Below are 26380 nucleotides of genomic sequence, written 5' to 3' on the forward strand. Positions count from 1 at the left end.
TGGCGCGGCGTCAGTGGCGGGTGGCCACCGACGAACCCTTCACGGCCTTCTCGGCCTTGCGGAGCGACTTCTCGCTGAGCGGCTGGTCCCCGCTCGCGCGCACGCGCCGGTAGTGGTCGCGCGCCTCGTCCTGCCGCTCCTTCTCCGCGCCCGACGCGATCTTCGCGCGCAGGTGCTCGGGGCCGTAGCCCCAGGCGTCGACGAGGTCCTGCGCGTGCGGGCGCAGGCGGTCGATGAGGCGGTCGAGGTAGCTCGTCACGGTGCGTGCGCGCTGCGTCGAGAGGCGGCCGTTGAGCAGGTACCACGCGAGGTGACGCTCGACGAGGCTGAGCCCGTACAGGTCGCGCACCGTCGTGAGCACCTCGCGCGTGCCCTCGTCCTCGACCGTCGCGAGCGCCTGCGTGAACGCCTCCCAGCGCAGCAGCTCGGCGTGCGCGCGGGCGGCCTCGACGAGCTCGACCTGGTGCGCGTTGAAGAGGTTCGCCGCGGTCTCCGGGTCGGCCTTCTGCGCGGGGCGCAGCGCCTGCGCGACCTCGGCGACCATCGTCTCGACGCGATCGGTGAGGAGTTCGCGCTGCGTCTCGGCGTCACGCAGGTGCCCGGCCGCGCGGCGCGGGTCGCCGACGTCCGCGAGCGCCTGCGCGGCCCGCTTGAGCGGCGTGCGGTGCAGCGCCATGTCGCCGGCGCGCTCGACGACGACGCGCGCCATCTGCCCGGGCGTGATGCCCTTGAACTGCTTGCCGTAGTCGGCGAGCAGGCGCTTGGCGACGAGCTGGAGGAGCACCGTGTTGTCGCCCTCGAACGTCGCGTAGACGTCGAGGTCGGCGTGCAGGCTCGTGATGCGGTTCTCGGTGAGGAAGCCCGCGCCGCCGCACGCCTCGCGCGTCTCCTGCAGCGTGTCGAGCGCGAACCGGGTGCTGGTCGCCTTGAGCGCGGCGGCCGTCGTCTCGAGGTCCTCGCGCTGCTCCGGGGTGTCCTCCTCGCCGGAGAACACGGAGTGGAAGAGGTCGAGCAGGCGGTCGTGCGCGAAGTGCCCGGCGTACGCCTCGGCGATCGGGACGATGAGGCGGCGCTTGTGCGTGCCGTAGTCGAGGAGCACGACCTCGTCCGTCGCGGACCCGCCCGTGAACTGACGGCGCTCGTTCGCGTACCGCACGGCGATCGCGAGGCCGAGCTTGGCCGCGGTGACGGCCGCGCCGTCGAGCGACACGCGGCCCTGCACGAGCGAGCCGAGCATCGTGAAGAAGCGGCGCCCGGGGCTGTCGATGGGGCTCGAGTACGTGCCGTCGACGTCGACCGAGCCGTAGCGCGCGAGCAGGTCGGCACGCGGGACGCGGACGTGGTCGAAGTGCAGGCGGCCGTTGTCGATGCCGTTCAGGCCACCCTTCTGACCGTCGTCCTCGCCCCCGACACCCGGCAGGAACGGCAGGCGGCCGATCTCGTCGCGCTCGCCCTGCGGGTCGCGGATCGGCACGTAGAACGCGTGCACGCCGTGGTCGACGTTCTTCGTGATCAGCTGCGCGAAGACGACCGCGGCCGTCGCGTGGACCGCCGCGTTGCCGAGGTAGTCCTTCCACGCCCCGCGGAACGGGGTGTGGACGACGAACTCCTGCGTCTCGGGGTCGTAGGTGGCCGTGGTGCCGATGCTCGCGACGTCGGACCCGTGGCCCGTCTCCGTCATCGCGAACGCGCCGGGGATCGACAGGTCCATCGCGCCCGGCAGGAGCCGGTCCTGCTGCTCGGGCGTGCCGAGGTGGAGGATCGCCGAGCCGAACAGGCCCCACTGGACGCCCGCCTTGATCTGCAGCGACGGGTCCGCGGCCACGAGCTCCTCGAAGCCCGCGAGGTTGCCGCCCGGGTCGTCGGCGCCGCCGAGGCGCTCCGGGTACCCGCGCCACACCTGCTTCTTGTCGACCAGCAGGCGCATCTGCTCGAGCACGTGCTCGCGGTGCACCTCCTTGCTCTGGCCCTCGACGCGCCAGAACGCGGACTCGCCCGCGGTCGCGCGCGCGGCGGCCCGCAGGTCGGCCCACCGTCCGAGCAGGTGCTTCTGGAGCGCGGGGACGTCGACGCGCGCGTCGCTGCCGGTCGTGAGGGAGCCGTCCACGGGGCTGAGGGCGGGACGGTCGGACGTGGCGGTCATCGGGACTCCTTGGGTGCTGAGGACGACGTCGCGGGGCGGTGGTTGCCGCCGGGGTTCTGGGAGAGGACGCCGACCGGCCCGGCCCACAGCCAGGCGGCGACGCGCTCGGTGAGCTGCGCGCGGTCGGGGGTGCCGGGGCGGTCGCGGTGGCCGAGCCACCACTCGCCCGCCCCCCGGACGAAGCCGACGGCGCCGGCCGCCCACGCCGCGGCGTCGGCGGGCGGGACGTCGGTGACGCGGGCGAAGGGTTCCGCGACGAGCTCGATGACGGAGTCGAGGAACGCGGCGAGCGGGGCCTGCGGCGCGGTGCGGCCCTGCCCGGCGGCCAGCGCGGCGGCCGCCGACTCCTCGGTCCCCGCGACGGCGCTCGTGCGCGTCACGAAGTAGTAGACGTTGGGCGAGCTCTCGATCATCTCGAGGTAAACGCCGACCATCGCGCGCAGCGCGCGTCGCGGCGTCTCGGCGGCCTCGGCCGCCTGGGTCAGCGCGTCGTGCATCTGCCCGACGACGGCCGCTCCGAGCGCGACCTGCAGGCCCGTCTTGTCGTCGAAGTACCGGTAGATGATCGACTTCGACGTGCCGGACGCCGCGGCGATCTCGTCCATGGAGACCCCCGGCCCGCCACGGTGCACGGCCTTGCTGGCGGCCCGGATGAGCTCGGCGCGACGCGCGGCGCGGTGCTCGTCCCAGCGGGTGGAGCGCCCGTCGGTCGACGGGCCGGGCTGACTCCGCCCGCGGGTGCCGGCGGCGGTACCGATGCCGCCCACGCTTGTGTTCACGCTGTCCTCCGTCGCGACGTCTGTGTCGTCATGGGTCGTGATGGGTCGTGATGGGTCGTCGCGAGTCGTTCGCGGCCGTCGCCGCCCGGAGCCGTCGAGGGCAGGGCGGATCATGTGACCCGACTCACGATACTGACAGTATCAGGTACTGTAGGTCTTGGACACCCGAGCAACGCAGCGCAGCGAGTGCGGACGAGGAAGTGAGACGCAGTGGCCATCAGGAAGACACCAGCGACCAGGTCGACGCAGGCGGGCACCGAGCCGGGTGCGGGCGGTGGATCCGGGCGCGAGACCCCCGGGCTGCGCGACGCCTACGTCATCGGCGGCAACCGGATCCCGTTCGCCCGCGCGGGCGGCAAGTACTCCCGCGCGAGCAACCAGGAGATGTTCACCGCGGCCCTCGACGGGCTCGTCGCGCGCTTCGGCCTGCAGGGCGAGCGGATCGGCGAGGTCGTCGGCGGCGCGGTGCTCAAGCACTCGCGCGACTTCAACCTCGTCCGCGAGTCCGTGCTCGGCTCCTCGCTCTCGCCGCAGACCCCCGCCTACGACCTCCAGCAGGCGTGCGCGACCGGGCTCGAGGCGACGATCGCCGTCGCGAACAAGATCCGGCTCGGCCAGGTCGAGTCCGCGATCGCGGGCGGCAGCGACACCGTGTCCGACGCCCCCATCGCCGTGAGCGAGGGTCTGCGCCGGGCGCTCCTGGACGCCTCGCACGCCAAGTCCTTCCAGGCGCGCGTGAAGGCGTTCGCGAAGATCCGCCCGTCCGACCTCGCGCCGCTGACCCCCGCGACCGACGAGCCCCGTACGGGCCTGTCCATGGGTGAGCACCAGGCGATCACGACGGCGCGCTGGGGCATCACGCGCGAGGCGCAGGACGAGCTCGCGCTCGCCTCGCACGAGCACCTCGCGGCCGCGTGGGACGCCGGGTTCTTCGACGACCTCGTCACCCCGTTCCGCGGGCTGGTGCGCGACCAGAACCTCCGGGCAGACTCCTCGCTGGAGAAGCTCGCGGCGCTCAAGCCCGTGTACGGCAAGCGGCTCGCCGGCTCGGCGGAGGGCGTCGAGCCCACGATGACCGCGGGGAACTCCACGCCGCTCACCGACGGTGCGTCGACAGTGCTCCTCGGCTCGCGCGAGTGGGCCGCCGAGCGCGACCTGCCGCTGCTCGCGCGCGTCGTCGACGCCGAGACCGCGGCCGTCGACTTCGTGCACGGTCACGAGGGTCTGCTCATGGCGCCCGCGCACGCCGTCCCGCGCCTGCTCGCGCGCAACGGCCTCACGCTCGGCGACTTCGACCTCTACGAGATCCACGAGGCGTTCGCGTCGACCGTGCTCGCCACGCTCAAGGCCTGGGAGGACGACGAGTACTGCCGCACCGAGCTCGGTCTCGGCGGCGCGCTCGGCTCGATCGACCGCTCGCGCCTCAACGTCAACGGCTCGTCGCTCGCCGCAGGGCACCCGTTCGCCGCGACGGGCGGGCGCATCGTCGCGACGGCGGCCAAGCTCCTCGCGACGAAGGCCGCGGAGACGGGCCGTCCCGCCCGCGCACTGATCTCCGTGTGCGCGGCCGGCGGCCTCGGCGTCGCGGCGATCCTCGAGTCCGTCCCCGCCACCGCGTGACCGCCCCGACGACCGAGAGGACCACCCCGTGACCGACTCCTACGTCCAGGCCGTCAACTCCGGCTTCACCAAGACGCTCGCGAAGAAGCTAGGCCTGCCCCGCCCCGCGGTCCTGCGCCGCTACCGAGCCGGGGACCCGCTGACCGTCGGCCCCGTCCTCGTGCTCGGCGGCACGCCCGGCGTCCACGACGACGCCGACCGCGTCGCCACCGCGCTGCTCGACACCCACGGGCTCGACGTCCGCCAGAACGCCGACGACCAGACCCGCTGGGGCGCGATCGTCGTGGTGCTCACGCAGGCCGAGCAGCCGCAGGACGTCTCCGGCACCGTCATGGCGCTGTCCGCGAGCCTGCGCCGCCTCGCGCCGAACGGCCGCGTCGTGACGATCTCCCGCGCCCCCGCCGACGGCGACTCCCCCGCGCTCGCCGCGACCCGCGAGGGAGTCGAGGGGTTCCTGCGCTCCGTCGCCAAGGAGCTCCGCTACGGCGCCACCGGCAACGGCATCCAGCTCACCGACGACGTCCTCGTCGACAGCGCGAGCGCCCTCGCGACCCTGCAGTTCTTCCTCTCGGCGAAGTCCGCGTTCGTCGACGGCCAGGTCCTCCGCGTCGGCGTCGCAACCTCGGCGGACCAGGGCTCTACGTCGGCAGACCAGGGCTCTACGTCGGCGATGGGTGAGGCGACTGCCGAGGCGGGGGTGGCGGCGTCGGATGCGAAGGGCGTAGAAGCCGCGCGCGGCCACGGACAGCCGACGACGGCAGGTGACGGCGCGGCCAGCCCGAGCACCGACGCCGCCTCCCCCGCCGGACCCAGCGCCGCGGACAAGCCCCTCGCGGGCAAGGTCGCCGTCGTCACGGGCGCGGCCCGCGGCATCGGCGCGCAGGTCGCCCGCACGCTCGCGCGCGACGGCGCGAAGGTCGTGGTCGTGGACGTCCCGGCGGCGGGCGAGTCGCTCGCGAAGGTCGCCAACGAGATCGGGGGGACGGCGCTCCAGCTCGACGTCACCGCCGACGACGCCGGCGCGCGCATCCTCGAGCACGCCCGGGCGCGCCACGGCGGCCTCGACGTCCTCGTGCACAACGCCGGCATCCTGCGCGACAAGCTGCTCGCCAACATGTCGGCCGACAAGTGGGACGCGGTGGTCGCCGTGAACCTCGCCGCGCAGCTGCGCATCACGGAGTACCTGCTCGGCGCCAACGGCTTCTCGGGCGAGCCGCGCATCGTGTCGCTCGCGTCGACGAGCGGCATCGCGGGCAACCGTGGCCAGGCGAACTACGCGTTCTCGAAGGCGGGTGTCATCGGGCACACGCGTGCCGTCGCGCGCCTGCTCGACGGGGCCGACGGGCCGGGCGGCACCGCGAACGCCGTCGCCCCGGGGTTCATCGAGACGGAGATGACCGCGTCGATCCCGTTCGTCACGCGCGAGGTCGCGCGCCGCGTCTCGTCGCTGCAGCAGGGCGGGCAGCCGGTCGACGTCGCGGAGGCGATCGCGTTCCTCGCCTCCCCCGACGCGGCAGGCGTGAACGGTCAGGTGCTGCGCGTGTGCGGGCAGAGCCTGGTGGGCCGATGACGGCCGCCCCGGACGCCGTGCCGGACCCGGTGCAGGACGCCGTGCCCGGCTCGGCGCCGGACCCGGTGTCGCACTCCGCGCCCGAGCGGGTCGAGACGTTGCCCGCGATCCCCGGGCTCGGCGGCCTCTACGCGCGGGGAGTCGCGGCGTCGGCCCGGCTGGCCGCCGCGAGCCGCCTGGGCCGAGGGCCCGGTGACCTGACCCTGCCCGACGTCGCGTACCGCGTCGCCGGCGTCCCGACGGGCGACACCGCCGCACCCGGCGCGGTCGGCAGCGCCGTGCACCTGGCGCGGTATGGCCAGGTCGTGGGCGAGGCGCCGTCGGACGAGCTGCCCGCCGGCTATCTCCACGTGCTCGGCTTCCCGCTCGCGACGGCCCTCATGGTGCGCGGCGACTTCCCGCTGCCGCTGCTCGGCATGGTGCACCTCGCGAACTCGGTGTCCGTCGTGCGTCCGGTGCGTCTCGGCGACTCGCTCGAGGTGCGCGCGTGGGCCCGTGACCTGCGCCCGCACCGGCGGGGCGTCCAGGTGGACCTCGTCACGGAGATCTCGGTCGAGCGCACCGACGCGGAGCGTGCAGCGGGCTCCGGGCTTCCCGCGACGGCGCTCGCGTACCGCGGCGTCTCGACGTACCTGGCGAAGGGCGTGCGTCACCCCGACCTGTCAGAGCGACAGGACACTCCGGTGACCTCCGACCCTGACACGTTCGTGCCGCCGCTGCCCACGGCGCGCTGGTCGCTCGGGCCCGGGACCGGGCGCGACTACGCCGCGGTGTCCGGGGACCGCAACCCGATCCACACGTCCGCGCTCGGCGCGAAGGCGTTCGGGTTCCCGCGAGCGATCGCGCACGGCATGTTCACGGCGGCGCGCGCCCTCGCCGCGGCGGGCCCGACGCGGGGCGAGACCTACGACTGGACCGTCGCGTTCGCGAAGCCCGTGCTCCTGCCGAGCACGGTCGACGTCGCCGTCCGCCCGACGTCGGGTGTCCCGGCCGAGGTGCGGGGCGTCGTCGGGCAGGTCGCACCTGCCGTGCCCGACGGCGCGGGCGGCCCGAGCGCCGGCCTCACCTACGTGGCGTGGGACCGCAGGGGCCGCCTCCAGCTGTCAGGGACGGTCACCCCGCGCTGATGCCGGCCGGCGTGGCGCACGGCGGGCTCACCCGCCCGACCGTGCGGCTCTCCGGGGCGCGCGGTCCCGACGGTGGCTCGGGATCGCGCGACGGAGCGCTGCGCGACGAAGCCCCGCGCCGACGCCTCGCGCAGCAGAGCGAGGCCGACCGCCGCGGCGACGACGCCGCACCCGAGGACCGGCGCGCCAAGGGTCCCGCCCCCGCCCGGTGGCCTGGACAGGGACGTCAGGAGCAGGTCCGCGGCACCGAGCAGGACGACCGTCCCACCGAGGACCACGACGGCGGACCGGACCGGCCGCGTCCCCGTGACCAGGTCCGGAGCCGTCGCGGCGAGCAAGAGCCCGACGACGGCGGCCACCATGACGAGCATGGTGCGTTCAACGCCGGCGTGGAGGCCGCCGTCGAGCACCTGGCCGAGCGGGACGAGGAGCGCAGCGGTGACGAGACACCTCGAGGCGAGGCGCACCGACGGGGGTGCCTCGGACCACCGCCGCTCCTCGCGCGACCGGCTCACCGCCCGGTGCGCCGTCCGGCGACGCTCCACGTGGTGGACGCGGGCCCAGTCCTCCACCGACCCGCTCGTCCCTCGCAGCTCCAGCTCGTGATGGAACACCTCGGCTCTCCCCCCGATCGCCCCGGCACGCCGTCCGGCGAACCACGTTCACCGTAGCGACGTCGCACCACGTGGCGACGGTTGTCCACAAGGTTCTGTCGACAGGGGCAGACTGCGCCGGAGGCGGTGAGCCGGCTGTCAGGCCCGGTGCAGCCGCGCGAGCAGACCGTCCCGCACCGCCGGCCACTCGGCGACGAGGATCGAGAAGTACGCGGTGTCCTGGCGCGAGCCGTCCGGTGCGACGCGGTGGCTGCGGAGCACGCCCTCCGGCTGCGCCCCGAGCCGGGTGATCGCCCCGATCGACCGCGAGTTCCGCGCGTCGGCGCGGAGCGCGACGCGCGACACCCCGAGCTCGTCGAACGCGTGCCGCAGCAGCAGGTACTTGCACGCCGGATTGGTCACGCCGCCCCACCACTGCCGGGCGTAGAACGTCGAGCCGAGCTCGACCCGGCCCTGCGCCGGGACCCACTCGTAGAGCGAGGTGCTCCCCCGGACCGTCCACGCGTCGTCGGGCAGGCCGCCCCCGTGCGGCTCGGTGGCACGGTCCGGCCCGAGGACGGCGAACGCGAGCCGGCCGGGCGCGGCGACGGCGTCGCGTACGTACGCGGTCATGGCCTCGTCGCCCCGCGGCGTCGGGCTCGACATGCCCGCCCAGATGCCGTCGTCGACCAGCGCGCCGAGGGCGGGAGCGTGGTGCTCGGCCAGCGGGACGAGGCGGAGGCCGAAGCCGTCGAGCCGGGTGTCGTGCTGCACGGGGACATCCCACCACGGACGCCGCCGTCCGGCACCGAGCTCTCCAGCGCGTGCGAGCGCGCAGGGCCGTGCCTACGGTCGGAAGGACCGACGAGAGGAGACCCCCATGGGACTCGGTGACAAGATCGAGCACGCCGGCGAAGAGGCCAAGGGCAAGATCAAGGAGGCCACCGGCAAGGCGAAGGACGACGAGCGCCTCGAGGCGGAGGGCAAGGGCGAGCAGTCCAAGGCCAACGTCAAGCAGGCGGGCGACGACGTCCGCGACGCGTTCAAGTAGCCGTCACCGTGGTCGTCGCGACCACGGCCGTACATCACGAGGGCTCCGCCGTGCGGCGGGGCCCTCGTCGCGCCCTCAACTGGGGATCGCTCTCTCGGCCGGGGGTCGCTCTCTCGGGTCAGTCGGCCGGGCCGCACCCTGCGGCGTCGGCGAGGAGGCCCGCCGCGGCGGTCGCGAACAGCCCGTCCAGACCGGACCCGGACGGCACCGGGCGTGGGTCGTCGACGACGGTCCAGCACCCGTCGACCACGGCGTACCCGACCTGCGGCCCCTCCTCGACGTACGCGCGCACCGCGTCGACGAGACGCACCACCTCCGCGCCCGACGTCCCCACGCCGACCGACGCGCGGACGGCCCCGGCGTCGTACCCGAGGCGCGCGAGCAGCGGGTGCGCGCAGAACCGGCCGTCGCGGACGCCGATGCCGTGCTCCGCCGACAGGTACGCCGCGACGAGGCCCGGGTCGTGGCCCGTCACGGAGAACGTCACGACGCCCACCGGGTCGACGGCGTCCGGCCACACGCTCACGACCCGCACGCCGTCGATCGCGGACAGCCCGTCGACGAGCGCCGCGCGCAGCGCCGCCTCGTGCTCGTGCAGGGCTGCGGCGTCCAGACCGCCGAGGGCGTCGCACGCGGCGGCGAGCGCGACGGCGCCCACGACGTTGGGCGACCCGGCCTCGTGACGCGCCGGCGCCGGCTGCCAGTCGGTGGCGTCGACACGCACCTGACGCACCGCGCCGCCGCCCGCGAGGTACGGCGTGCCCGCGTCGAGCCAGTCGCGGCGCCCGACGAGCGCGCCCGCGCCGAACGGCGCGTACGCCTTGTGACCCGAGAAGGCGACGTAGTCGACGCCGGTCGCGGCCAGCGAGAACCCGCGGTGCGGGACGAGCTGCGCGCCGTCGAGCACGACCCGCGCCCCGGCGTCGTGCGCGATCCGCACGACGTCCGCGACGGGCAGCGACTCGCCCGTGACGTTCGACGCGCCCGTCACCGCGAGGAGCGCGTAGTCGAACCGCGCGAGCTCGGCGCGCAGGCCCGACAGCGTCTCCGCGACGCTCACGCCGCCGGCAAGGACCGTCGCACCACCCGCCCGCTGCCAGGGCAGGAGGTTCGCGTGGTGCTCGACGTCGAGGACGAGCACCCGGCCGGGCGACCCGTCGGGGTTCGCCTGGACGCAGCCCGCGAGGAGGTTGAGCGAGTCGGTCGTGTTGCGCGTGACGACGGTGACGTCCTCCTCGCGCGCGCCGACGAACGACCCGATCGTGCGACGCGCGGCCTCGTAGAGCGCCGTCGACACCTGGGAGAGGTAGCCCGCCCCGCGGTGCACGCTCGCGTACAGCGGCAGGACCTCGGTGACCCGGTCGGCCACGGAGCGCAGCGCCGGCGCCGACGCCGCCACGTCGAGGTTCGCGTACGGGACGCTGCGGCCGTCGACGAGCGGGACGAGCGTGTCGCTGCCCACGACGGGGAGCAGGGCGGGCAGCGCGGCGACGTCACCGAGCGAGAGGGCAGCGTCCGCCGTCGGACAGGAGCGTTCGGCGAGAGCAGTCATGGCACGGTCCTCCGAGGTCGTGTCGGGGAGGTGCTCCCCGCGCTTGCCGCGCGCCGGTCGGCGTGCGGCCCGGTCGTCACCCGGGGCACCCCGCCGCGAGAGGAGGGTTGCCGGCCAGCAAACCGGGGTTTCACGCTGGCACTCATGACCTGTCATCCAGGATGTGGGAGGGCCCGCGATCGTGTCAACCGGTGGGCAGGGGGTCTCGCATCGCGGGACAGCGGCCTGGCCGTCGGACCTTCCCACGACGCGAGACGCACGTTCCGGCGACCGGGCACCGTGACGTACGATCCGAGCAACCATCCGGAGCGGCCGAGTGACGTGGCACGTCGACGCCGCAGCAACCCCCCGGTCGCGCCAGCCATCACACGGCGCACCGGGCGAGGGTGCTACTGCCACGATCGATGGAGGAGAACCATGAGCGACCTGACCCCCCGACCCGCCGTCGGCTACGCCGGCGACATCACGCCGCAGGAGGCCTGGGACCTGCTCGCCGCCGACGAGCGTGCCGTCCTCGTGGACGTCCGCACCGAGGGTGAGTGGCGCACCGTCGGCGTGCCCGACGTCGCGGACCTCGGCCGCGAGGTCGTCTTCGACGAGTGGGTGACGCCGTTCGGGCCCAACCCCGCGTTCGTGGACCGGCTCACCCAGGCCGGCCTCACCCCGGGCGACGAGCGCGCCGTCGTGTTCCTGTGCCGCTCCGGCCAGCGCTCGATCGGCGCGGCGCGGGCGGCGACCGCGGCCGGCCTCGGTCCGTCGTACAACATCCTCGAAGGCTTCGAGGGCGCGCCCGGCTTCTCCGGCGTGCGCGACGCCGAGGGCTGGAAGGTCCGCGGTCTGCCCACCACCACCTACGCCGAGGGCGAGGCCGGTCGGTGAGCGGGGGAGACGGCGTCGGGCAGGTCCCGGGCGGCTCCGGCCGCAAGCCGCTGCCCGCGAGCGCCCGCCCCGCGACGCTCGCCGTGCGCGGCGGCAACGCGCGCACGGAGTTCCAGGAGACGTCCGAGGCGCTGTTCCTCACGCAGGGCTACACGTACGACCGCGCGTCCGACGCCGAGGCCGCCTTCAAGGGCGAGCTCGACCGGTTCGTGTACTCCCGGTACGGCAACCCGACCGTGCACACGTTCGAGGAGCGGCTGCGACTGATCGAGGGCGCGGAGGCGTGCTACGCGACGGCGTCCGGCATGTCGGCCGTCTTCACGTCGCTCGCGGCGCTCGTGCAGTCGGGGTCGCGGATCGTGGCGGCCCGCGCGCTGTTCGGGTCGAGCGTCGTGATCTTCGACGAGATCTTCGCCAAGTGGGGCGTGCGGACCGACTACGTCGACGGCCACGTGCTGTCGCAGTGGGAGGAGGCGCTCTCGACGCCCGCGGACGTCGTGTTCTTCGAGACGCCGTCGAACCCCATGCAGGACATCGTCGACGCGCGGCGCGTGAGCGAGCTCGCGCACGCCGCGGGCGCGGTCGTCGTGCTCGACAACGTGTTCGCCACGCCGCTCATGCAGAAGCCGCTCAAGCTCGGCGCGGACGTCGTCGTGTACTCCGCGACGAAGCACATCGACGGACAGGGCCGCGTGCTCGGCGGCGCGATCCTCGGCACCGAGGAGTACATCGGCGGGCCGGTGCAGACGTTCATCCGCAACACGGGCCCGACGCTCTCGGCGTTCAACGCGTGGGTGCTGCTCAAGGGTCTGGAGACGATGCCGGTGCGCGTCGCGGCGCAGAACGCCGGGGCCGAGCGGATCGCGCGCGTGCTCGAGGAGCTGCCGGGGATCGCACGCGTGCGCTACCCGTTCCTCGAGTCCCACCCGCAGGTCGAGCTCGCGCGCTCGCAGCAGACCGGTGGCGGGACGGTCGTGACGTTCGACCTCGACGTGGCGGGTGCCGACGACCCGAAGACTGACCCCGACCTCCTGAAGAAGCGCGCGTTCACGTTCCTCGACGCGCTGCAGGTCGTGGACATCTCCAACAACCTGGGCGACGCGAAGTCCATGGTCACGCACCCGGCCACGACGACGCACCGCAAGCTCGGGCCCGAGGGCCGCGCCGTCGTCGGGATCGCCGAGACGACGGTCCGGCTGTCCGTGGGCCTCGAGGACCCGCTCGACGTGATCGAGGACGTCGAGCAGGCGCTGCACGCCTGACCTCCCCACCCGAGCGCGTGGCCGGCGCGAAGAATGCCGTGGACGACGGAGGGCCGCACGCCTAGCGTCGCGGGCGTGCCCGACGCGATCTTCGACGACCCGACCCTCGCTGCGCTGTACGACCCGCTCGACCCTGACCGCTCCGACCTCGACGCGTACGTGGCGATCGTCGACGAGCTCGGCGCGAGGTCCGTGCTGGACGTGGGGTGCGGGACCGGCACGTTCGCGTGCCGGCTCGCGCTGCGCGGGGTCGACGTGGTTGGCGTGGACCCTGCCGGTGCGTCGCTCGAGGTCGCGCGGACGAAGCCCGGGGCCGCGGGTGTGCGCTGGCTCCACGGCGACGCGACCGCGCTCCCTCCCGTGCAGGTCGGCCTCGCCACGATGACCGCGAACGTCGCGCAGGTGTTCCTGACCGACGACGCGTGGACGGCGACGCTGCGTGGCGTGCGCGCGGCCCTCGCCCCGGGCGGACACGTGGTCCTCGAGACCCGCGTGCCCGCGCGTCGGGCCTGGGAGGGCTGGGTGCGCGACGAGACGTTCGTCCGGGTCGACGTCCCGGGCATCGGGATCGTCGAGAGCTGGACCGCGCTGACGGACGTCGCGCTCCCGCTCGTGTCGTTCCACGACACCACCGTCCTGCCCGACGGGCGCGTGCTCCACTCCGACTCGACGCTGCGGTTCCGCTCGGGCGAGGAGGTCGAGGCGTCGCTCGCCGCGTGCGGGTTCGTCGTCGAGGACGTGCGCGACGCGCCGGACCGGCCGGGCCGGGAGTGGGTCTTCGTCGCGCGCCGACCCGACGACCGCCCAGGACGTCACGCCTCGTCGGTCACCGAGACCAGACCGACCCGGTAGGCGAGCACGACCGCCTGCACCCTGTCGCGCAAGCCGAGCTTGGCCAGGATCCGGGACACGTACGTCTTGACCGTCTCGGGCGTGATGACGAGCTCTCTCGCGATCTCCGCGTTGGACAGCCCGGCGGCGAGCTGCTCGAGCACCTCCAGCTCGCGCGGGGTCAGGCTGCGCACGACCTCGTCCCTCGCGCGACGGGACGTGTCGGTCGGCCGCACCCGCTCGGCGTAGCGGCCGATGAGGGTGCGGGTGACGGACGGCGCCAGCAGGGACTCGCCCCGGGCGATCGTCCGGATGCCGTCGACCAGCTCGGAGGGCGGAGCGTCCTTGAGCAGGAACCCGCTCGCCCCCGCGCGCAGCGCCTCGTAGACGTACTCGTCGACGTTGAAGGTGGTGACCATCAGCACCTTGGCCGGCGTCTCGGCGTCCGGGCCCGCGATCTGCCGCGTCGCCTCGATGCCGTCCAGCACGGGCATCCGGATGTCCATGACCACGACGTCGGGGTGCAGCCGCCGCGCGGCGTCGACGGCCGCGCGCCCGTCCTCCGCCTCGCCGACGACCTCCATGTCGGGCTGCGCCGAGAAGATGGTGACGTAACCGACGCGCACCAGCTCCTGGTCCTCGCACACCAGGACGCGGATCGGGGGTCGTGAAGCGGTCGGCGGGACGGTCATGGGCTGCTCCTGGTCGGGGCGGTGGGGATCAGGGCCCGCACGCGGAACCCGCCGTCGGGCGTCGGGCCGGCTTCCAGCTCGCCGTCGAGGACGCGGACACGTTCACGCAGACCGGCGAGGCCGCGGCCGGCGGGCGGTCCCACCGCCATCCGAGAGCCAGCCGTGGCGGCCGTGACGGCCGACGAGGCGGGGCCGCCGGTGGTCACCTCGGTCTCGAGGTGCTCGGGGCCGTGGCAAAGGCTGACGGTGGTCGGCCGACCGGGGGCGTGCTTGAGCGCGTTGGTGAGCCCCTCCTGCACCACCCGGTAGGCGGCGAGCTCGACGGCGTCGGGCAGGGCGCGCGGTCCGCCCTCCTCGCTCCACTCCACCGGCTGGCCCGACCGGCGGGCCTGCTCGACGAGGTCGCCCACCCGGCCGAAGACGGGCACCCGCCCTGCGGGCGTCGACTCGCCCGTCGCCTCGAGCACACCCAGCAGGTACCGGAGCTCCGTCAGGGCGCGTCGTCCGGTGTCGCTGATCGCGACGAGTCCCTCGGTCGCGCGGTCCGGCGTCGCGGGCAGGAGGTACTGCGCGGCGTCGGCCTGCACGACCATCGCCGTCACGTGGTGCGTCACGACGTCGTGCAGCTCCCTCGCGATCCGCGCGCGCTCTTCCGACGTCGCGACGGCGGCGGCAAGACGCCGACGTTCGACCTCCTCGGCCCGCCAGCGGCGCACCCCCGTGCCTGCCATCCAGATCACCACCAGGACGAGGTAGAACGCCAGGAACGCCGGGAGCCGGTTGGGCGAACCGAGGCCGGACAGTGTGGCCGCGAAGACGACGTAGCCCACGGTCGTCAGGCCGGCGATGCTCCGACGGAACCGCGCCAGGTGGGCCCCGGCGCTGTACAGCGCGACGTAGAGGCCGACGCTCGCGAACGTCGGTGGGTACGACAGGACCTGGCCCACGGCGAACGCGGCGCCGACGACGGCGAGGCAGGTCCCGGGGCTGCGGCGGCGGAGCGCGAGCGGCAGGCACTGCGCGAGGACCAGCGTCACGGCCAGTGCGTCCGTCGGCCGCTCGGGCAGGTCCCCGAGCTCGACGCCGATCGCCGACAGCGTCGGGACGAACCCGAGCCCCGCGAGGGCCACCGCCAGCAGGGCGTCGCGGGCGTCCTGCCGGTTCGCGACCCACCGGCCGGACGACGGACCCGGGCGCGAGGGCCGGCCGGTGGCGGAGGTGACGGGCACCGCCCGAGCCTACGGGCGACGGCTGCGCACGGGGACGAGCGTCCCACGGCGCCGTGCGAGCACGAGCATCGGGACGGCGAGCAGCACGCCGACCGTCACGGTGACCAGCGATCCCTCGATGCCGAACGCGCCGCCCGTGAGCAGGGCAGGGCCGGAGACGTCCGTGACCAGCACTCCTGGTGCAGCGTGGCCCGAGACGGGGATGCCGAGCAGCGCGACGGTGGTGTTCCAGGCGAAGTGCAGCCCGATGACGAACCACAGGTTGCGGCGCCAGAGGAACGCGGCGCCGAGCAGGCCGCCGGCCTCGATCGCGATCGCCAGCGCGCTCCACGGGGTCGCGCCCGGGTTGAACAGATGCGTCAGGCCGAAGAACAGGGCCGTGATCGCCAGCGCGACCCAGCTGCCGAGCAGCTTCTCGAGGGCCTGCAGCCCGAGACCGCGGAACATGAGCTCCTCCGTGACCGCGACGCCGAGCATGACGGTGAGCACCGGAACCACCACCGCGAGGAGGTCGACGTCGGCGACACGGAACGTGTAGCCGCCCAGAGCCGCGACGACGGCCGCGGACACCGCCACGAAGCCCAGCCCGATCGCGGCGCCCAGCAGCGCCTCGGGCACGGCGCGGCGGGCGGAGATCTCGGGCGTCCGGCGGCCGGCGACGAACCGCATGACCACCCGGTAGACGACGACCGCGAGCACCGCGCCCAGCACGGGGACGACGGCGAGCGGTTCGCGCTGCGCGGTCAGGCCCGCGACGATCCCGACACCGACCACGCCGATCAGCATCCACGTCAGCGGGTACCGGAAGAAGCGGGCCACCGGGCCGCCGCCGTGGGCGGTCAGGGCCTCGGTGGCGTCCTGTCGGGGTGGCGTTGTCGTCGTGCTCATGAGGGCCTCCGTCGCTGTGTGGCCGCCCGGATCGGCGACCAGCAGCAACGCTAGGAGGGCACGGGCGCGAGCGAATCACCCGCAGGCGAGCAGCCCGGGTAGCTCTCACGGGGGACAGGACCGTGTCTGCGGCGGCCTGGAGCCACGACTCGCACCTCGGCGGCAGCACGTGCCGAGCCACCCGCTGTGGACGGCGGTTCGACGGTGTCGGACGCACCTCGTAGCCTCCTCGTAGCGCCCGGCAGTCCGGCCGGCGCGACGGCCCACCGTGGCCGGTCGTGGACAGAGTCGATGGGGGCACCTTCGTGCTGCACGTGCACCGCTCCGAGCGTGCCGACGCGCTCGTCGAGCCGCTCGCGCGCCTCCTCGCCGACCCGTTGGACGACCCGTTCGCGACCGACGTCGTCGCCGTCCCGACGCGCGGCGTGGAGCGGTGGCTCGCGCAGCGGCTGTCCCACCACCTGGGAGTGTCGTCGGGCGTGCCGGCCGGTGGGCCTGCCGGTGCTCCCGACGGCGGCTCGGGCGTGTGCGCGAACGTCGACTTCCGCGGTCCGCGGCGGCTCGTCGAGCAGGTCGTCGCGGACCTCACCGGCGTGGAGCCCGACGACGACCCGTGGCGGCCCGAGCGCCTCGCCTGGTCCGTGCTCGAGGTGCTCGACGCGCATCTCGGCGAGCCGTGGGCCGCGCCCCTCGCGCGCTACGTGGGCGAGCCGGGCGACGAGGTCCGCAGGGGCCGTCGTCTCACGCTCGCCCGTCGCGTGGCCGACCTCCTCGTCGACTACGCGCGGCAGCGACCCGACGTCGTGCTCGCGTGGTCGGCGCCGGACGGCTCGTCGGTACCCCGGATGCGGACGTGGCAGACCGCGGACGTACCTGACGACCTCGCGTGGCAGCCCGAGCTGTGGCGGCGCCTGCTCGCCCGCGTGCCCGGGTCCGACCCGGCGCGTCGGGTCGAGGACGCGGTCGCCGCACTCCGCGCCGACCCGGCTGCGGTCGACCTGCCGCCGCGGCTGTCCGTGTTCGGCCCCACGCGGCTGCCGGAGGACGAGCTGCGCGTGCTGCGCGCCCTCGCCACCCACCGCGAGGTCCACCTCTGGCTCGTCCATCCCTCCCCCGCGCTGTGGGAGAAGGTCGCTGGCCACGACGACGGCGGGACCCTGCGCGCCGAGGTGCCGACGTTCGCCCGGCACCCCCTGCTCGCGTCCACCGCGCGCGATGCCGTCGAGCTGCAGCTCCGGCTGACCGGTGCCGAGGCGACCCACCACGCGACCCCCGGTCCCCCGCCGACCCTGCTCGGCGCCCTGCAGACGGCTCTCCGCGCGGACGCGCCCGACGGCGCCCACGTCCTCGACCCCGCCGACCGCTCGGTCCAGGTGCTGTCGTGCCACGGCCGGGCGCGGCAGGTCGAGGTCCTGCGGGAGACGCTCGTCGGGCTCTTCGCCGCCGACCCCACGCTGCAGGCGCGCGACGTCATCGTGCTGTGCCCGGACGTGGAGACGTTCGCCCCGCTGGTCACCGCGACGTTCGGCGCGGTGCCGGAGCTCGGCGACGACGCGCACCCGGGCCAGCGCCTGCGCGTCAGCCTGGCCGACCGGGGGGCGGGCACGACGAACCCTGCCCTCGCGCTGCTCGAGACGCTGCTGCGCCTCGCGGACGGGCGGGTCACGGCGTCGGAGGTGCTCGACCTCGCGGCGAGCGTCCCGGTGCGGCGCCGGTTCCGCTTCTCGGACGACGACGTCGACCGGCTGCGGCAGTGGGCCGTCGAGGCGGGCGTGCACTGGGGCGAGGACGGCGAGCGGCGCGCACGCTTCGGGATCGACCCGCACGTGCGGCAGGGCACGTGGGACGCGGCCCTCGACCGGATCCTGCTGGGGGCCGCGATGGCCGACGAGGGCGCCCGGTTCGTCGGCCCGGCGCTGCCGCTCGACGACGTCGGCTCGACCGACGTGGACCTCGCCGGGCGCCTGGCCGAGCTCGTCGCCCGGTTGACGGAGGTCCTGCGCGGACTGGACGGCGTCCACCCGCTCGGGCACTGGCTCGACACGCTCGACCGGGCGCTGACCCTGCTCGCAGAGGCGCCGCCTACGGAGACGTGGCAGATCGGCGCGGCCCGTCGCGCTCTCGGCGACGTGCGCGCCGCCGGCTCGGACCACGGGGACGTCCCGCTGCGGCTCGCGGACGTGCGTGCGGTGCTCGCCGACCGGCTCGCGGGCCGGCCCACGCGAGCAGGCTTCCGCACCGGTGCCCTCACGGTCTGCTCGCTCGAGCCCATGCGCTCGGTGCCCCACCGGGTCGTCTGCCTGCTCGGACTGGACGACGGCGCGTTTCCTCGCACCGGCGCGGCGGCGGGCGACGACCTGCTCGCCCGGCACCCCGAGATCGGCGAACGCGACCCGCGCAGCGAGGACCGCCAGATCTTCCTCGACGCCGTCGCCGCCGCGGGTGACCATCTCGTCGTCGTGCACACGGGGGCCGACGAGCGCACGGGCGCCGTGCGACCGCCCGCCGTGCCTGTGGCGGAGCTCCTCGACGCGCTCGACCGCGCGGCGAACGCTCCCGACGGGCGGCCGGTGCGCGAGCACATCGTGATCCGGCACCCTCTCCAGACCGTCGACGCGCGCAACTTCGAGCCGGGGGCTCTCGGCGTGCCCGGCCCGTTCAGCCACGACCGCGCGGCCTTCGACGGTGCCCGCACCGCGCGGGGCGAGCGACGGGCGGTCGGGGCGCTGGTCAGCGTGCCGCTCGCGCTCCCGTCCTCAGACCACGGAGCACCGGGTGAGCGGGCGGCCGGTGAAGGCGACGTCGAGCTCGACGACCTCGTGCGCCTGCTCGAGAACGCGCCGCGGTGGTTCGCCCAGACGACGCTCGACGTCGGTCTCGTCGTGGACGAGGACGACGTCGACGACCGCCTCCCGCTCTCGCTCACCGGCCTGACGGGCTGGGGCGTCGGCGACCGCGTGCTGCGCGCCGCGCTGGCCGGGGTCGAGCCCGGCCGGGCGATGCAGGCCGAATGGCGGCGTGGCCAGGTCCCGCCGCGCGAGCTGGGCCGGTCCGCGCTGCAGCAGGTGGTCCAGGCCGTCGGTCCGCTACGGGTCGTCTCCGTCGAGGCGGCGCGCGAGGCCGACGCCGCCGCCGGGCGTCCCGAGAGCCCTGACGTGCTGCGCTCAGGCGAGACCGTGGACGTCCGCGCCGTGCTGCCGGACGGCCGCACGCTCGTCGGCACCGTCCCCGGGGTGCACGGCTGCCGCGTGGTGCGCACCGAGTACTCGCGGCTCGGCCCGAAGCACCGCCTGCGCGCGTGGGTGCAGGCGCTCGCCCTCGCGGTGAGCGACCCGAGCGGGCAGTGGGACGCGGTGACCGTCGGGCGCTCACCCCGTGGCCCGGGTGTCGCGTGGTCGACCGTCACGCCGCCGGACGCCGCGGCCGCGACGCAGCTCCTCGGCGACCTCGTCGCGCTCCGGGACGAGGCGTCCCGCGAGCCGCTGCCGCTGCTGCCCGAGGTGTCGGTGAAGTACGCCGAGGAACGACGCACGACCGACGCGCGCGACGCCCTGATGCGCGCCGGCTGGCTGTGGAACAAGGGCTTCGAGCGCAAGGACCCGTACGTCGTCCTCGCGTGGGGCCGCGACCCGCAGCTCGCCGACGTCGCCGGCCAGGCCACGACGGCGGACCTCGGCCGGTTCCCCGACGACCCGTCCCGTCTCGGCGCCCTGGCGCGCCGCGTGTGGGAACCCCTGCTGGAGAACGAGCTGCGAGGTGCCCGATGAGCGGCCCGACGTCCGGCACCACGCCCCGGCGCTTCGACCCCTTCGCCGATCTTCCGGCCGGGACGGTCGTCCTCGAGGCGAGCGCCGGGACAGGCAAGACGCACACCATCGCGACGTTGACGACGCGGTACGTCGCCGAGGGCGTCGCGACACTGCCCGAGATCATGCTCGTCACGTTCGGCCGTGCGGCGACGTCCGAGCTGCGCGACCGCGTCCGCGAGCGCCTCGTCGCCACGGAGCACGCCCTGCGCGGACCCGACCCGGCGAGCGACCCGGAACCGCTCGTCGCGTTCCTCGCGGCGGTCGACGACGCCGAGCTCGACCGGCGTCGTGATCGGCTGCGCGTCGCGCTGTCCCAGCTCGATGCCGCGACCATCACGACGACCCACGGGTTCTGCCAGCAGATGCTGTCCGCCCTCGGCACGGCCGCGGACGTCGACCTCGCCACCGGCTTCCTCCCCGACGTCTCCGACCTCGTGGAGGAGGTCACGGACGACCTGTACGTGCGGCTCTTCGCGGACCAGGCCGAGCCGCCGCTCGCCCCCCGGGACGTGTCCGAGGTCGCGCGTGCTGCGGTGAGCGACCACGGCGCCGTCCTCGCCCCGGGGGACGCCGCCGAGGGCTCGGTGGCCGCCGTGCGGTACGAGGTCGCGGTCGCGGCGCGCCGCGAGGTCGAGGCGCGCAAGCGCGCGATGCACCTGCTCGACTACGACGACCTGCTCGTGCTGCTGCGTCGCGCGCTGACGGACCCCGAGCACGGCGAGACCGCGGCGGAGCGGGTCCGCAGCCGGTACCGGGTCGTCATGGTCGACGAGTTCCAGGACACGGACCCCGACCAGTGGAAGATCCTGAGCACGGCGTTCCACGGGCACCGCACGCTCGTGCTCATCGGGGACCCCAAACAGGCGATCTACGCGTTCCGCGGAGCCGACGTCGTGACGTACCTGAGGGCCGTCGAGGTCGCGGAGGACGTCGCGACGCTGAGCACGAGCTGGCGCAGCGACGGCCCGCTCCTCGCCGGGCTGCACGCCCTGCTGGGCGAGACGGCGCTGGGTGACCCGCGCATCGTCGTGCGGCCGGTCGACGCCGCGAACCCCGAGGCCCGGCTCGCCGGTGGCGCGCCCGTCCGGCTGCGTCAGGTCACCCGCCGCGCCTACCGGCTCGGCGGCTCGTCCGCGCCGTCCGCTCCCGACGCGCGGTCCCTCCTCGCGAAGGACGTGGCGGCCGACGTCGCCGGGCGGCTCGGGACCGCGACCGGCGGCGACCGTGTGCTCGACCGCGCGGCCGACGGCGCAGCCACACCCGAGCGCTGGCGCGGGCTCGAGCCGCGCGACGTCGCGGTGCTCACCCGGACGAACGCGCAGGCGGAGGCCGTGCGAACCGCGCTCGTCGCGCTCGGGGTCCCGGCGGTCGTGTCCGGGCCGTCGAGCGTGTTCGGCTCCGCGGCCGCCCAAGACTGGCTCACGCTGCTCGCCGCGCTGGAGCAGCCCGGCCTGCACCGCCGGGCGACGGCCCTCGCGCTCACGCCCTTCGTCGGCTGGGACGCGCAGCGGCTCGCGACGGCCGACGACGCCGACCACGACGAGCTCGGCGACACGGTACGGGCGTGGGCGCGGCTGCTCGCCGACCGCGGCGTCGCCGCCGTCGCGGAGACCGCCGCCCGGCAGGGCTCGACGGCGCGGGTCATGGCGCGCGCGGACGGCGAGCGGTACCTCACGGACCTGCGGCACGTCACGCAGGCGCTGCACGAGGCCGCCACCACGGAAGGGTTCGGCACATCGGCGCTCACGGCGTGGCTACGGGGTCGCATCGCCGAGGTCGGCACCGTGTTCACCGACGAGCGGACCCGGCGCCTCGAGACGGACGCCGCAGCCGTCCAGGTGGTCACCGTGCACGCTGCCAAGGGTCTCGAGTTCGGGGTCGTCTACGTCCCGTTCGGCTGGGAGCGGTTCGAGCCCGACGACCAGGAGCTGTTCGCGTTCCACGACGACCACGGGCAGCGCGTGCTGCACGTGGGCGGTATCGGCTCTCCGGGCTTCGTGGACGCCCGGACACGATCGCGCGACGAGGAGCTGGGCGAGGACCTGCGCCTGCTCTACGTCGCGCTCACGCGGGCCCGGCACCAGGTCGTCGTGCACTGGACGCCGACCAAGCGCAGCACCGGGTCCGGCCCGCTGACGCGCCTCCTGCTCGCCGACCGACTGCTCGGCGGCGAGCCCGGCCGTCACGCGCGGCCCGACGCGATGCGCGACGACGCGGTGCGCGCCGCGTTCGAGGCCGTCGCTGCGCGCTCCGGGGGGACGGTCGTCGTCGAGCAGGTGGACTCGCGCCCGAAGGGAGAGCGCTGGGCGTCGCCGAGCCGGCACGAGACCGCGTTGGACGTCGCGACGGCCGGGCACCTGCCCGACCGCGAATGGCGGCGCGCGTCGTACTCCGCGCTGACCGCCGCCGCGCACCACGGTCCGGTCGGCGGGGTCGAGTCGGAGCCGGAGGACCCCGGCGTGCAGGACGAGCCGGAGGAGGTGCCGGCGGACGACGCGCAGGACACCGGCCCCACGGCCGTACCCGGGGCAGCAGCCGGTGCCGACGTGCCGTCCCCGTTCGAGGGTCAGCCCGGCGGTACCGCGTTCGGCACCCTCGTGCACGAGATCCTCGAGTACGTGGACACGGCGGCCGACGACCTGGACGCGGAGGTGCTGGCCCGGTGCGCCCAGGCGGCGACCGTCCGCGTGCCGGGCGTGGAGCCGGTCGCGCTCGCCGCGGCGCTCGGGCTCGCGCTGCGCACCCCGCTCGGGCCGCTCGCCGGGGGGCTCACGCTCGCCGAGGTGCACCCGCGCGACCGTCTGCCCGAGCTCGAGTTCGAGCTGCCGCTCGCGGGGGGCGACCTCACGGAGGGCATCCGCCCGTCGACGCTGCGCGACCTCGCCGACGTCCTGCGCGCCCACCTGTCCGCCGACGACCCGTTCGCCCGTTACCCCGACCTGCTGGCGGCGCTCGCCGACGAGTCCGGGGCAACGGTGTCCGACGGCGTGCCGCTGCGCGGCTACCTCACCGGCTCGATCGACGCGGTGCTGCGCGTGCCCGGACCGGACGGGCGGCTCCGCTACCTCGTCGTCGACTACAAGACGAACCGCGTCGGTCCGCCCGGTCTGCCGCTGACGGTCGCCGACTACCGCCCCGAGGCGACGCGCGACGCGATGCTCGCCTCGCACTACCCGCTCCAGCTGGTGCTCTACCTCGTGGCGCTCCACCGCTACCTGCGCTGGCGGCTGCCCGGCTACGACCCGGACCAGGACCTCGCGGGCGGTGCGTACCTGTTCGTGCGCGGCATGGCCGGGCCGGGTACGCCGGTCGGACCGGACGGCGCGCCGTACGGGGTCGTCGCGTGGACCCCGCCGCCCGGGCTCGTCGTCGCCCTGTCCACCCTGCTCGACGGAGGCCGCGCATGACCACTCCCGCCGACACCTCGCGGCCCCTCGGTACCAGGTCGGCGAACGCCGTGCCGACGCCGGTGGCGTCCATGGACGAGGGCGACCCACGCCTCGCCGTCGGCGTCCCGACGTGGCTCGCGCCGTTCAACGCGGCGCGCGTCGTCTCCTCGACGGACCTGCGCGTCGCGCTGCGGCTCGGACGCCTGACGGGCGAGCGCGACGACCAGGTGCTGCTCGCCGTCGCGCTCGCCGTGCGCGCGGTCCGCAACGGGTCGGTGTGCGCGCGCCTCGACGACCCGTCGCTACGCCTGCCCGAGGACGAGGAGGCGGCGGGAACCGAGGCCGCGCACCTGCCGTGGCCCGACGACGCGTCCTGGGTCGAAGCGGTCGCGCGCAGCCCGCTCGTCGCGGCCGGGCTGGACGCGCCCGACGACAGGCCCGCGCGCTGGGTCGGCGGTCTGCTCTACCTGGACCGGTACTGGCGCGACGAGCTCGCGGTGCGCCGCGACATCGACGGACGGCTGGCCGCCGAGGACCTCCCCGTGGACGACGGCCGCCTGGAGACCGCCCTCGCCCGGCTGTTCCCGTCGGAGCGCGACGCCCGCCAGCGCCTCGCGGCCGCCCACGCCGCCCACCGGCGCCTGACCGTCCTCACAGGTGGACCGGGCACCGGGAAGACGACGACCGTCGCCCGGCTTCTCGCCGTGCTGCACGACGCCGCCGTCCCGGCCGGGCAGCGGACCGGCGGGCCCGTCGGCGGGTCGGTCGAGAGCAGCTCGCTCAGGGTCGCGCTCGCCGCCCCCACCGGCAAGGCCGCCGCGCGCCTGCAGGAGGCGGTGCGCGATGTCGTCTCGCGCTTCGACGACCCGGCGGACCGCGAGCGCGTCGGGGCGCCCGTCGCCTCGACGCTGCACCGCCTGCTCGGCTATCGGCCGGGCAGCACCACGCGGTTCCGGCACGACGCGCACCACCACCTCCCGCACGACGTGGTCGTCGTCGACGAGACGTCGATGGTCGCCCTGCCGCTCATGGCGCGGCTGTTGGAGGCGCTGCGGCCCGACGCGCGGCTCGTCCTCGTCGGGGATCCGGACCAGCTCGCGTCCGTCGAGGCAGGAGCGGTGCTCGGCGACCTGGTGAACCGCCCGCCCGTCTCTGCCGCTCCGACGGCGACAGCGGTCCGCGCCGTCGCGGAGGGCGCCCTCGCCGACGCTCCGCCGCCCACGGACGGCGAGGTGGACGACCGCTCGGCGCTGGGCAACGGTGTCGTCCGCCTGCGCACGGTGCACCGGCAGGAGAGCGGCTCGGCGATCCTGCCGCTCGCCGAGGCGATCCGGCGCGGCGAGGCGGACAGGGTCCTCGAGCTGCTGCGCGCGGGCGACGACTCGGTGGAGTTCTTCGAGTCCCCCGACGGCGAGCCCGGCGACGTCGCGCTCGCGGCGATCCGGGACGACGCGCTCACCGCGGGGAGACGGCTGGTCGCCGCCGCCCGGGCGGGTGACCCCACCGGGGCGCTGTCAGCCCTCGCGCAGCACCGCGTCATGGTCGCGCACCGCCGGGGGCCCGCCGGGCGCACCCGCTGGGCGGCCCAGGTCGAGGCGTGGGTCGAGGAGGCCACCGAGCGCCCCGCGACGGACACGCCGTGGGTCGCCGGCCGGCCGCTGCTCGTGACGACCAACGCGCCGGACGTCGGCCTCTACAACGGCGACACGGGAGTCCTGGTCGCCGACGGCGACGGCGTCGTGGCCGTGTTCGGCGACCCGGGTGCTCCCGTGCGCGTCCGCACGCACCGCCTGCCTCCCGTCGAGAGCGTGCACGCGATGACGGTTCACCGCGCGCAGGGCAGCCAGTTCCGCCGCGTCACGCTCCTCCTGCCGCCCGAGACCTCGCCGCTGCTCACGCGCGAGCTGCTCTACACCGCGGTCACGCGCGCCCAGGACGCCGTGCGCGTGGTGGGGAGCGAGGCTGCGGTGCGGGCCGCCGTCGGGCACGCGGTGCGCCGGGCGAGCGGCCTGCGGGTACCGCTCGGGACCGGCTGAAAGCCCTGGAGCGCGGGTGGCGTGCGTGCGACGATGCGACGTCGCCCGAGGACGTGCCGTCCCTGACCCTCGACTCCCACCTGGAGGTCCTGTGCCGAAGAACGTCACCCTCGTCCGTTCGAGCGAGCTGTCCGACGTCGCCGAGTACGCCTACGCGGCCACCGTCGCGGCGGATGCGCGGCTGGTCTTCCTCGCAGGCGCGTGCCCGCTCGACGCGGACGGGCGCACCGTCGGCCCGGGCGACCACGCCGCACAGGCCGCGCGCTGCGTCGAGAACATGGTCGTCGCGCTCGCCGCGGCCGGCGCCACCCTCGAGGACGTCGTGAGCACGCGCGTCCTCGTCGCGTCGACGCGGCAGGCGGATCTCGTGTCCGCGTGGAACGTCGTCCGCGACGCGTTCGGCGACCACGACGTGCCGAGCACGCTGTTCGGCGTCACGGTGCTCGGCTACGACGACCAGCTCGTCGAGATCGAGGCGGTCGCCGCCGTCCGGGACTGACGCTCCCTGTCGCTGGTCACGCGAAGCCCGGGTACTCCCACGGCTCGACGTCGAACAGCGCGCGCGACGCCGGGTTGCCCTGGACGAGCGCGTCGACCACGTGCTGGTGCAGCACCTCGGCGCCGCTGCGCGTGAAGGACGAGCTGAACAGGCCGCCGGGCTCGACACGCGTCGAGTACATGAGCGGCATGCGGCCCTCGGACCGGTCGTAGCCGACCCAGCGCGTGAACACCGACCAGCCCGCGACCACGTCGAGACCCACGACCGACCGGTCGTCGCCGCGCAGCTCGTGCCAGGTCCGCTCGTCGATCGGCATGCCGTCGAAGTCGTAGTACAGCACCACATCGGCGTGGAAGTTGATGTCGTCGTCCACGGCCGCTCCCCTCGCCCCAGGGTCGTCGTCCCCCAATGCGGTCGCCACATCGTCGCGA

20 protein-coding genes and 2 riboswitches are annotated in these 26380 nt (G+C 75.1%); of the genes, 11 read left to right on the forward strand and 9 right to left on the reverse strand.

The annotated features are described in order from the left end of the window. Positions 1 to 10: 10 nt before the first annotated feature. On the reverse strand, positions 11 to 2143 hold the full coding sequence (locus tag AC4H2G_RS02890; RefSeq protein WP_494364252.1) for an acyl-CoA dehydrogenase family protein: 2133 nt from the start codon (positions 2141 to 2143) through the stop codon (positions 11 to 13). After that, a complete protein-coding gene (locus AC4H2G_RS02895) occupies positions 2140 to 2910 on the reverse strand; it encodes a TetR family transcriptional regulator (RefSeq protein WP_494364522.1) in 771 nt (256 codons plus the stop codon). The genes AC4H2G_RS02890 and AC4H2G_RS02895 overlap by 4 nt, the downstream gene beginning before the upstream one ends. A gap of 222 nt (positions 2911 to 3132) precedes the next feature. Here AC4H2G_RS02895 and AC4H2G_RS02900 point away from each other — a divergent pair, with 222 nt between their 5' ends. From AC4H2G_RS02900 to AC4H2G_RS02910, 3 genes are read left to right on the forward strand one after another with little or no spacing between them, the layout of a single operon-like run. Beyond that, positions 3133 to 4542 (forward strand): acetyl-CoA C-acetyltransferase, encoded by a 1410-nt coding sequence (locus AC4H2G_RS02900; protein ID WP_494364253.1) that lies wholly within the window; start codon positions 3133 to 3135, stop codon positions 4540 to 4542. A 28-nt stretch (positions 4543 to 4570) separates the two neighbouring features. After that, a complete protein-coding gene (locus AC4H2G_RS02905; protein ID WP_494364254.1) occupies positions 4571 to 6112 on the forward strand; it encodes a 3-oxoacyl-ACP reductase in 1542 nt (513 codons plus the stop codon). Next, entirely contained in the window at positions 6109 to 7239 is a 1131-nt protein-coding gene (locus tag AC4H2G_RS02910; protein WP_494364255.1) for a MaoC family dehydratase, read from the forward strand. Before AC4H2G_RS02905 ends, AC4H2G_RS02910 begins: the two co-directional genes overlap by 4 nt. Here AC4H2G_RS02910 and AC4H2G_RS02915 read toward each other — a convergent pair. Next, the gene (locus AC4H2G_RS02915) at positions 7179 to 7853 is read right to left on the reverse strand and encodes a hypothetical protein (RefSeq protein ID WP_494364256.1); all 675 of its coding nucleotides are present in this window, start codon (positions 7851 to 7853) and stop codon (positions 7179 to 7181) included. The two genes, AC4H2G_RS02910 and AC4H2G_RS02915, sit on opposite strands and share 61 nt — an antisense overlap. Before the next feature lie 138 nt (positions 7854 to 7991). Continuing rightward, the gene (locus AC4H2G_RS02920; protein WP_494364257.1) at positions 7992 to 8606 is read right to left on the reverse strand and encodes a GNAT family N-acetyltransferase; all 615 of its coding nucleotides are present in this window, start codon (positions 8604 to 8606) and stop codon (positions 7992 to 7994) included. 106 nt (positions 8607 to 8712) lie between these two features. Here AC4H2G_RS02920 and AC4H2G_RS02925 point away from each other — a divergent pair, with 106 nt between their 5' ends. Continuing rightward, on the forward strand, positions 8713 to 8883 hold the full coding sequence (locus AC4H2G_RS02925) for a CsbD family protein (protein ID WP_494364258.1): 171 nt from the start codon (positions 8713 to 8715) through the stop codon (positions 8881 to 8883). A gap of 118 nt (positions 8884 to 9001) precedes the next feature. On the opposite strand, the gene AC4H2G_RS02930 is transcribed toward AC4H2G_RS02925, so the two are convergent. Beyond that, positions 9002 to 10435 carry an aminotransferase class V-fold PLP-dependent enzyme gene (locus tag AC4H2G_RS02930; RefSeq protein ID WP_494364259.1) on the reverse strand — a complete coding sequence of 478 codons (1434 nt, stop codon included), beginning with the start codon at positions 10433 to 10435 and terminating at the stop codon, positions 9002 to 9004. Between the two features lie 34 nt (positions 10436 to 10469). Next, a riboswitch (SAM riboswitch) is annotated at positions 10470 to 10585 on the reverse strand. Between the two features lie 146 nt (positions 10586 to 10731). After that, positions 10732 to 10846, forward strand: a riboswitch (SAM riboswitch). A gap of 6 nt (positions 10847 to 10852) precedes the next feature. On the opposite strand from AC4H2G_RS02930, the gene AC4H2G_RS02935 reads away from it, so the two are divergent. The 3 genes from AC4H2G_RS02935 (at position 10853) to AC4H2G_RS02945 (ending at position 13428) form a co-directional block, all read left to right on the forward strand. Next, positions 10853 to 11314 carry a rhodanese-like domain-containing protein gene (locus AC4H2G_RS02935; RefSeq protein WP_494364260.1) on the forward strand — a complete coding sequence of 154 codons (462 nt, stop codon included), beginning with the start codon at positions 10853 to 10855 and terminating at the stop codon, positions 11312 to 11314. Continuing rightward, a complete protein-coding gene (locus AC4H2G_RS02940) occupies positions 11311 to 12576 on the forward strand; it encodes an O-succinylhomoserine sulfhydrylase (protein WP_494364261.1) in 1266 nt (421 codons plus the stop codon). The genes AC4H2G_RS02935 and AC4H2G_RS02940 overlap by 4 nt, the downstream gene beginning before the upstream one ends. A gap of 75 nt (positions 12577 to 12651) precedes the next feature. Then, positions 12652 to 13428 carry a class I SAM-dependent methyltransferase gene (locus AC4H2G_RS02945; RefSeq protein WP_494364262.1) on the forward strand — a complete coding sequence of 259 codons (777 nt, stop codon included), beginning with the start codon at positions 12652 to 12654 and terminating at the stop codon, positions 13426 to 13428. On the opposite strand, the gene AC4H2G_RS02950 is transcribed toward AC4H2G_RS02945, so the two are convergent. From AC4H2G_RS02950 to AC4H2G_RS02960, 3 genes are read right to left on the reverse strand one after another with little or no spacing between them, the layout of a single operon-like run. Beyond that, positions 13389 to 14099, reverse strand: a complete 711-nt coding sequence (locus tag AC4H2G_RS02950) for a response regulator (RefSeq protein ID WP_494364263.1) — start codon at positions 14097 to 14099, stop codon at positions 13389 to 13391. The two genes, AC4H2G_RS02945 and AC4H2G_RS02950, sit on opposite strands and share 40 nt — an antisense overlap. Beyond that, positions 14096 to 15328 carry a sensor histidine kinase gene (locus AC4H2G_RS02955; RefSeq protein ID WP_494364264.1) on the reverse strand — a complete coding sequence of 411 codons (1233 nt, stop codon included), beginning with the start codon at positions 15326 to 15328 and terminating at the stop codon, positions 14096 to 14098. The genes AC4H2G_RS02950 and AC4H2G_RS02955 overlap by 4 nt, the downstream gene beginning before the upstream one ends. A gap of 9 nt (positions 15329 to 15337) precedes the next feature. Further along, positions 15338 to 16216 (reverse strand): CPBP family intramembrane glutamic endopeptidase, encoded by an 879-nt coding sequence (locus tag AC4H2G_RS02960; RefSeq protein ID WP_494364265.1) that lies wholly within the window; start codon positions 16214 to 16216, stop codon positions 15338 to 15340. A 278-nt stretch (positions 16217 to 16494) separates the two neighbouring features. On the opposite strand from AC4H2G_RS02960, the gene recC reads away from it, so the two are divergent. The 4 genes from recC to AC4H2G_RS02980 all read left to right on the forward strand — a co-directional run bounded on the left by recC (position 16495) and on the right by AC4H2G_RS02980 (position 25949). Then, complete coding sequence (gene recC / locus AC4H2G_RS02965; RefSeq protein WP_494364266.1) at positions 16495 to 19983, forward strand: exodeoxyribonuclease V subunit gamma; 3489 nt, start codon at positions 16495 to 16497, stop codon at positions 19981 to 19983. Then, the gene (locus AC4H2G_RS02970) at positions 19980 to 23432 is read left to right on the forward strand and encodes a UvrD-helicase domain-containing protein (RefSeq protein WP_494364267.1); all 3453 of its coding nucleotides are present in this window, start codon (positions 19980 to 19982) and stop codon (positions 23430 to 23432) included. The genes recC and AC4H2G_RS02970 overlap by 4 nt, the downstream gene beginning before the upstream one ends. Beyond that, on the forward strand, positions 23429 to 25450 hold the full coding sequence (gene recD / locus AC4H2G_RS02975) for an exodeoxyribonuclease V subunit alpha (RefSeq protein ID WP_494364268.1): 2022 nt from the start codon (positions 23429 to 23431) through the stop codon (positions 25448 to 25450). Before AC4H2G_RS02970 ends, recD begins: the two co-directional genes overlap by 4 nt. Before the next feature lie 91 nt (positions 25451 to 25541). Continuing rightward, a complete protein-coding gene (locus AC4H2G_RS02980) occupies positions 25542 to 25949 on the forward strand; it encodes a RidA family protein (protein WP_494364269.1) in 408 nt (135 codons plus the stop codon). Between the two features lie 16 nt (positions 25950 to 25965). On the opposite strand, the gene AC4H2G_RS02985 is transcribed toward AC4H2G_RS02980, so the two are convergent. Further along, positions 25966 to 26322, reverse strand: a complete 357-nt coding sequence (locus AC4H2G_RS02985) for a hypothetical protein (protein ID WP_435738296.1) — start codon at positions 26320 to 26322, stop codon at positions 25966 to 25968. Between the last annotated feature and the right edge of the window lie 58 nt (positions 26323 to 26380).

It is taken from the genome of Cellulosimicrobium sp. BMG9.23 (genome assembly GCF_059159985.1).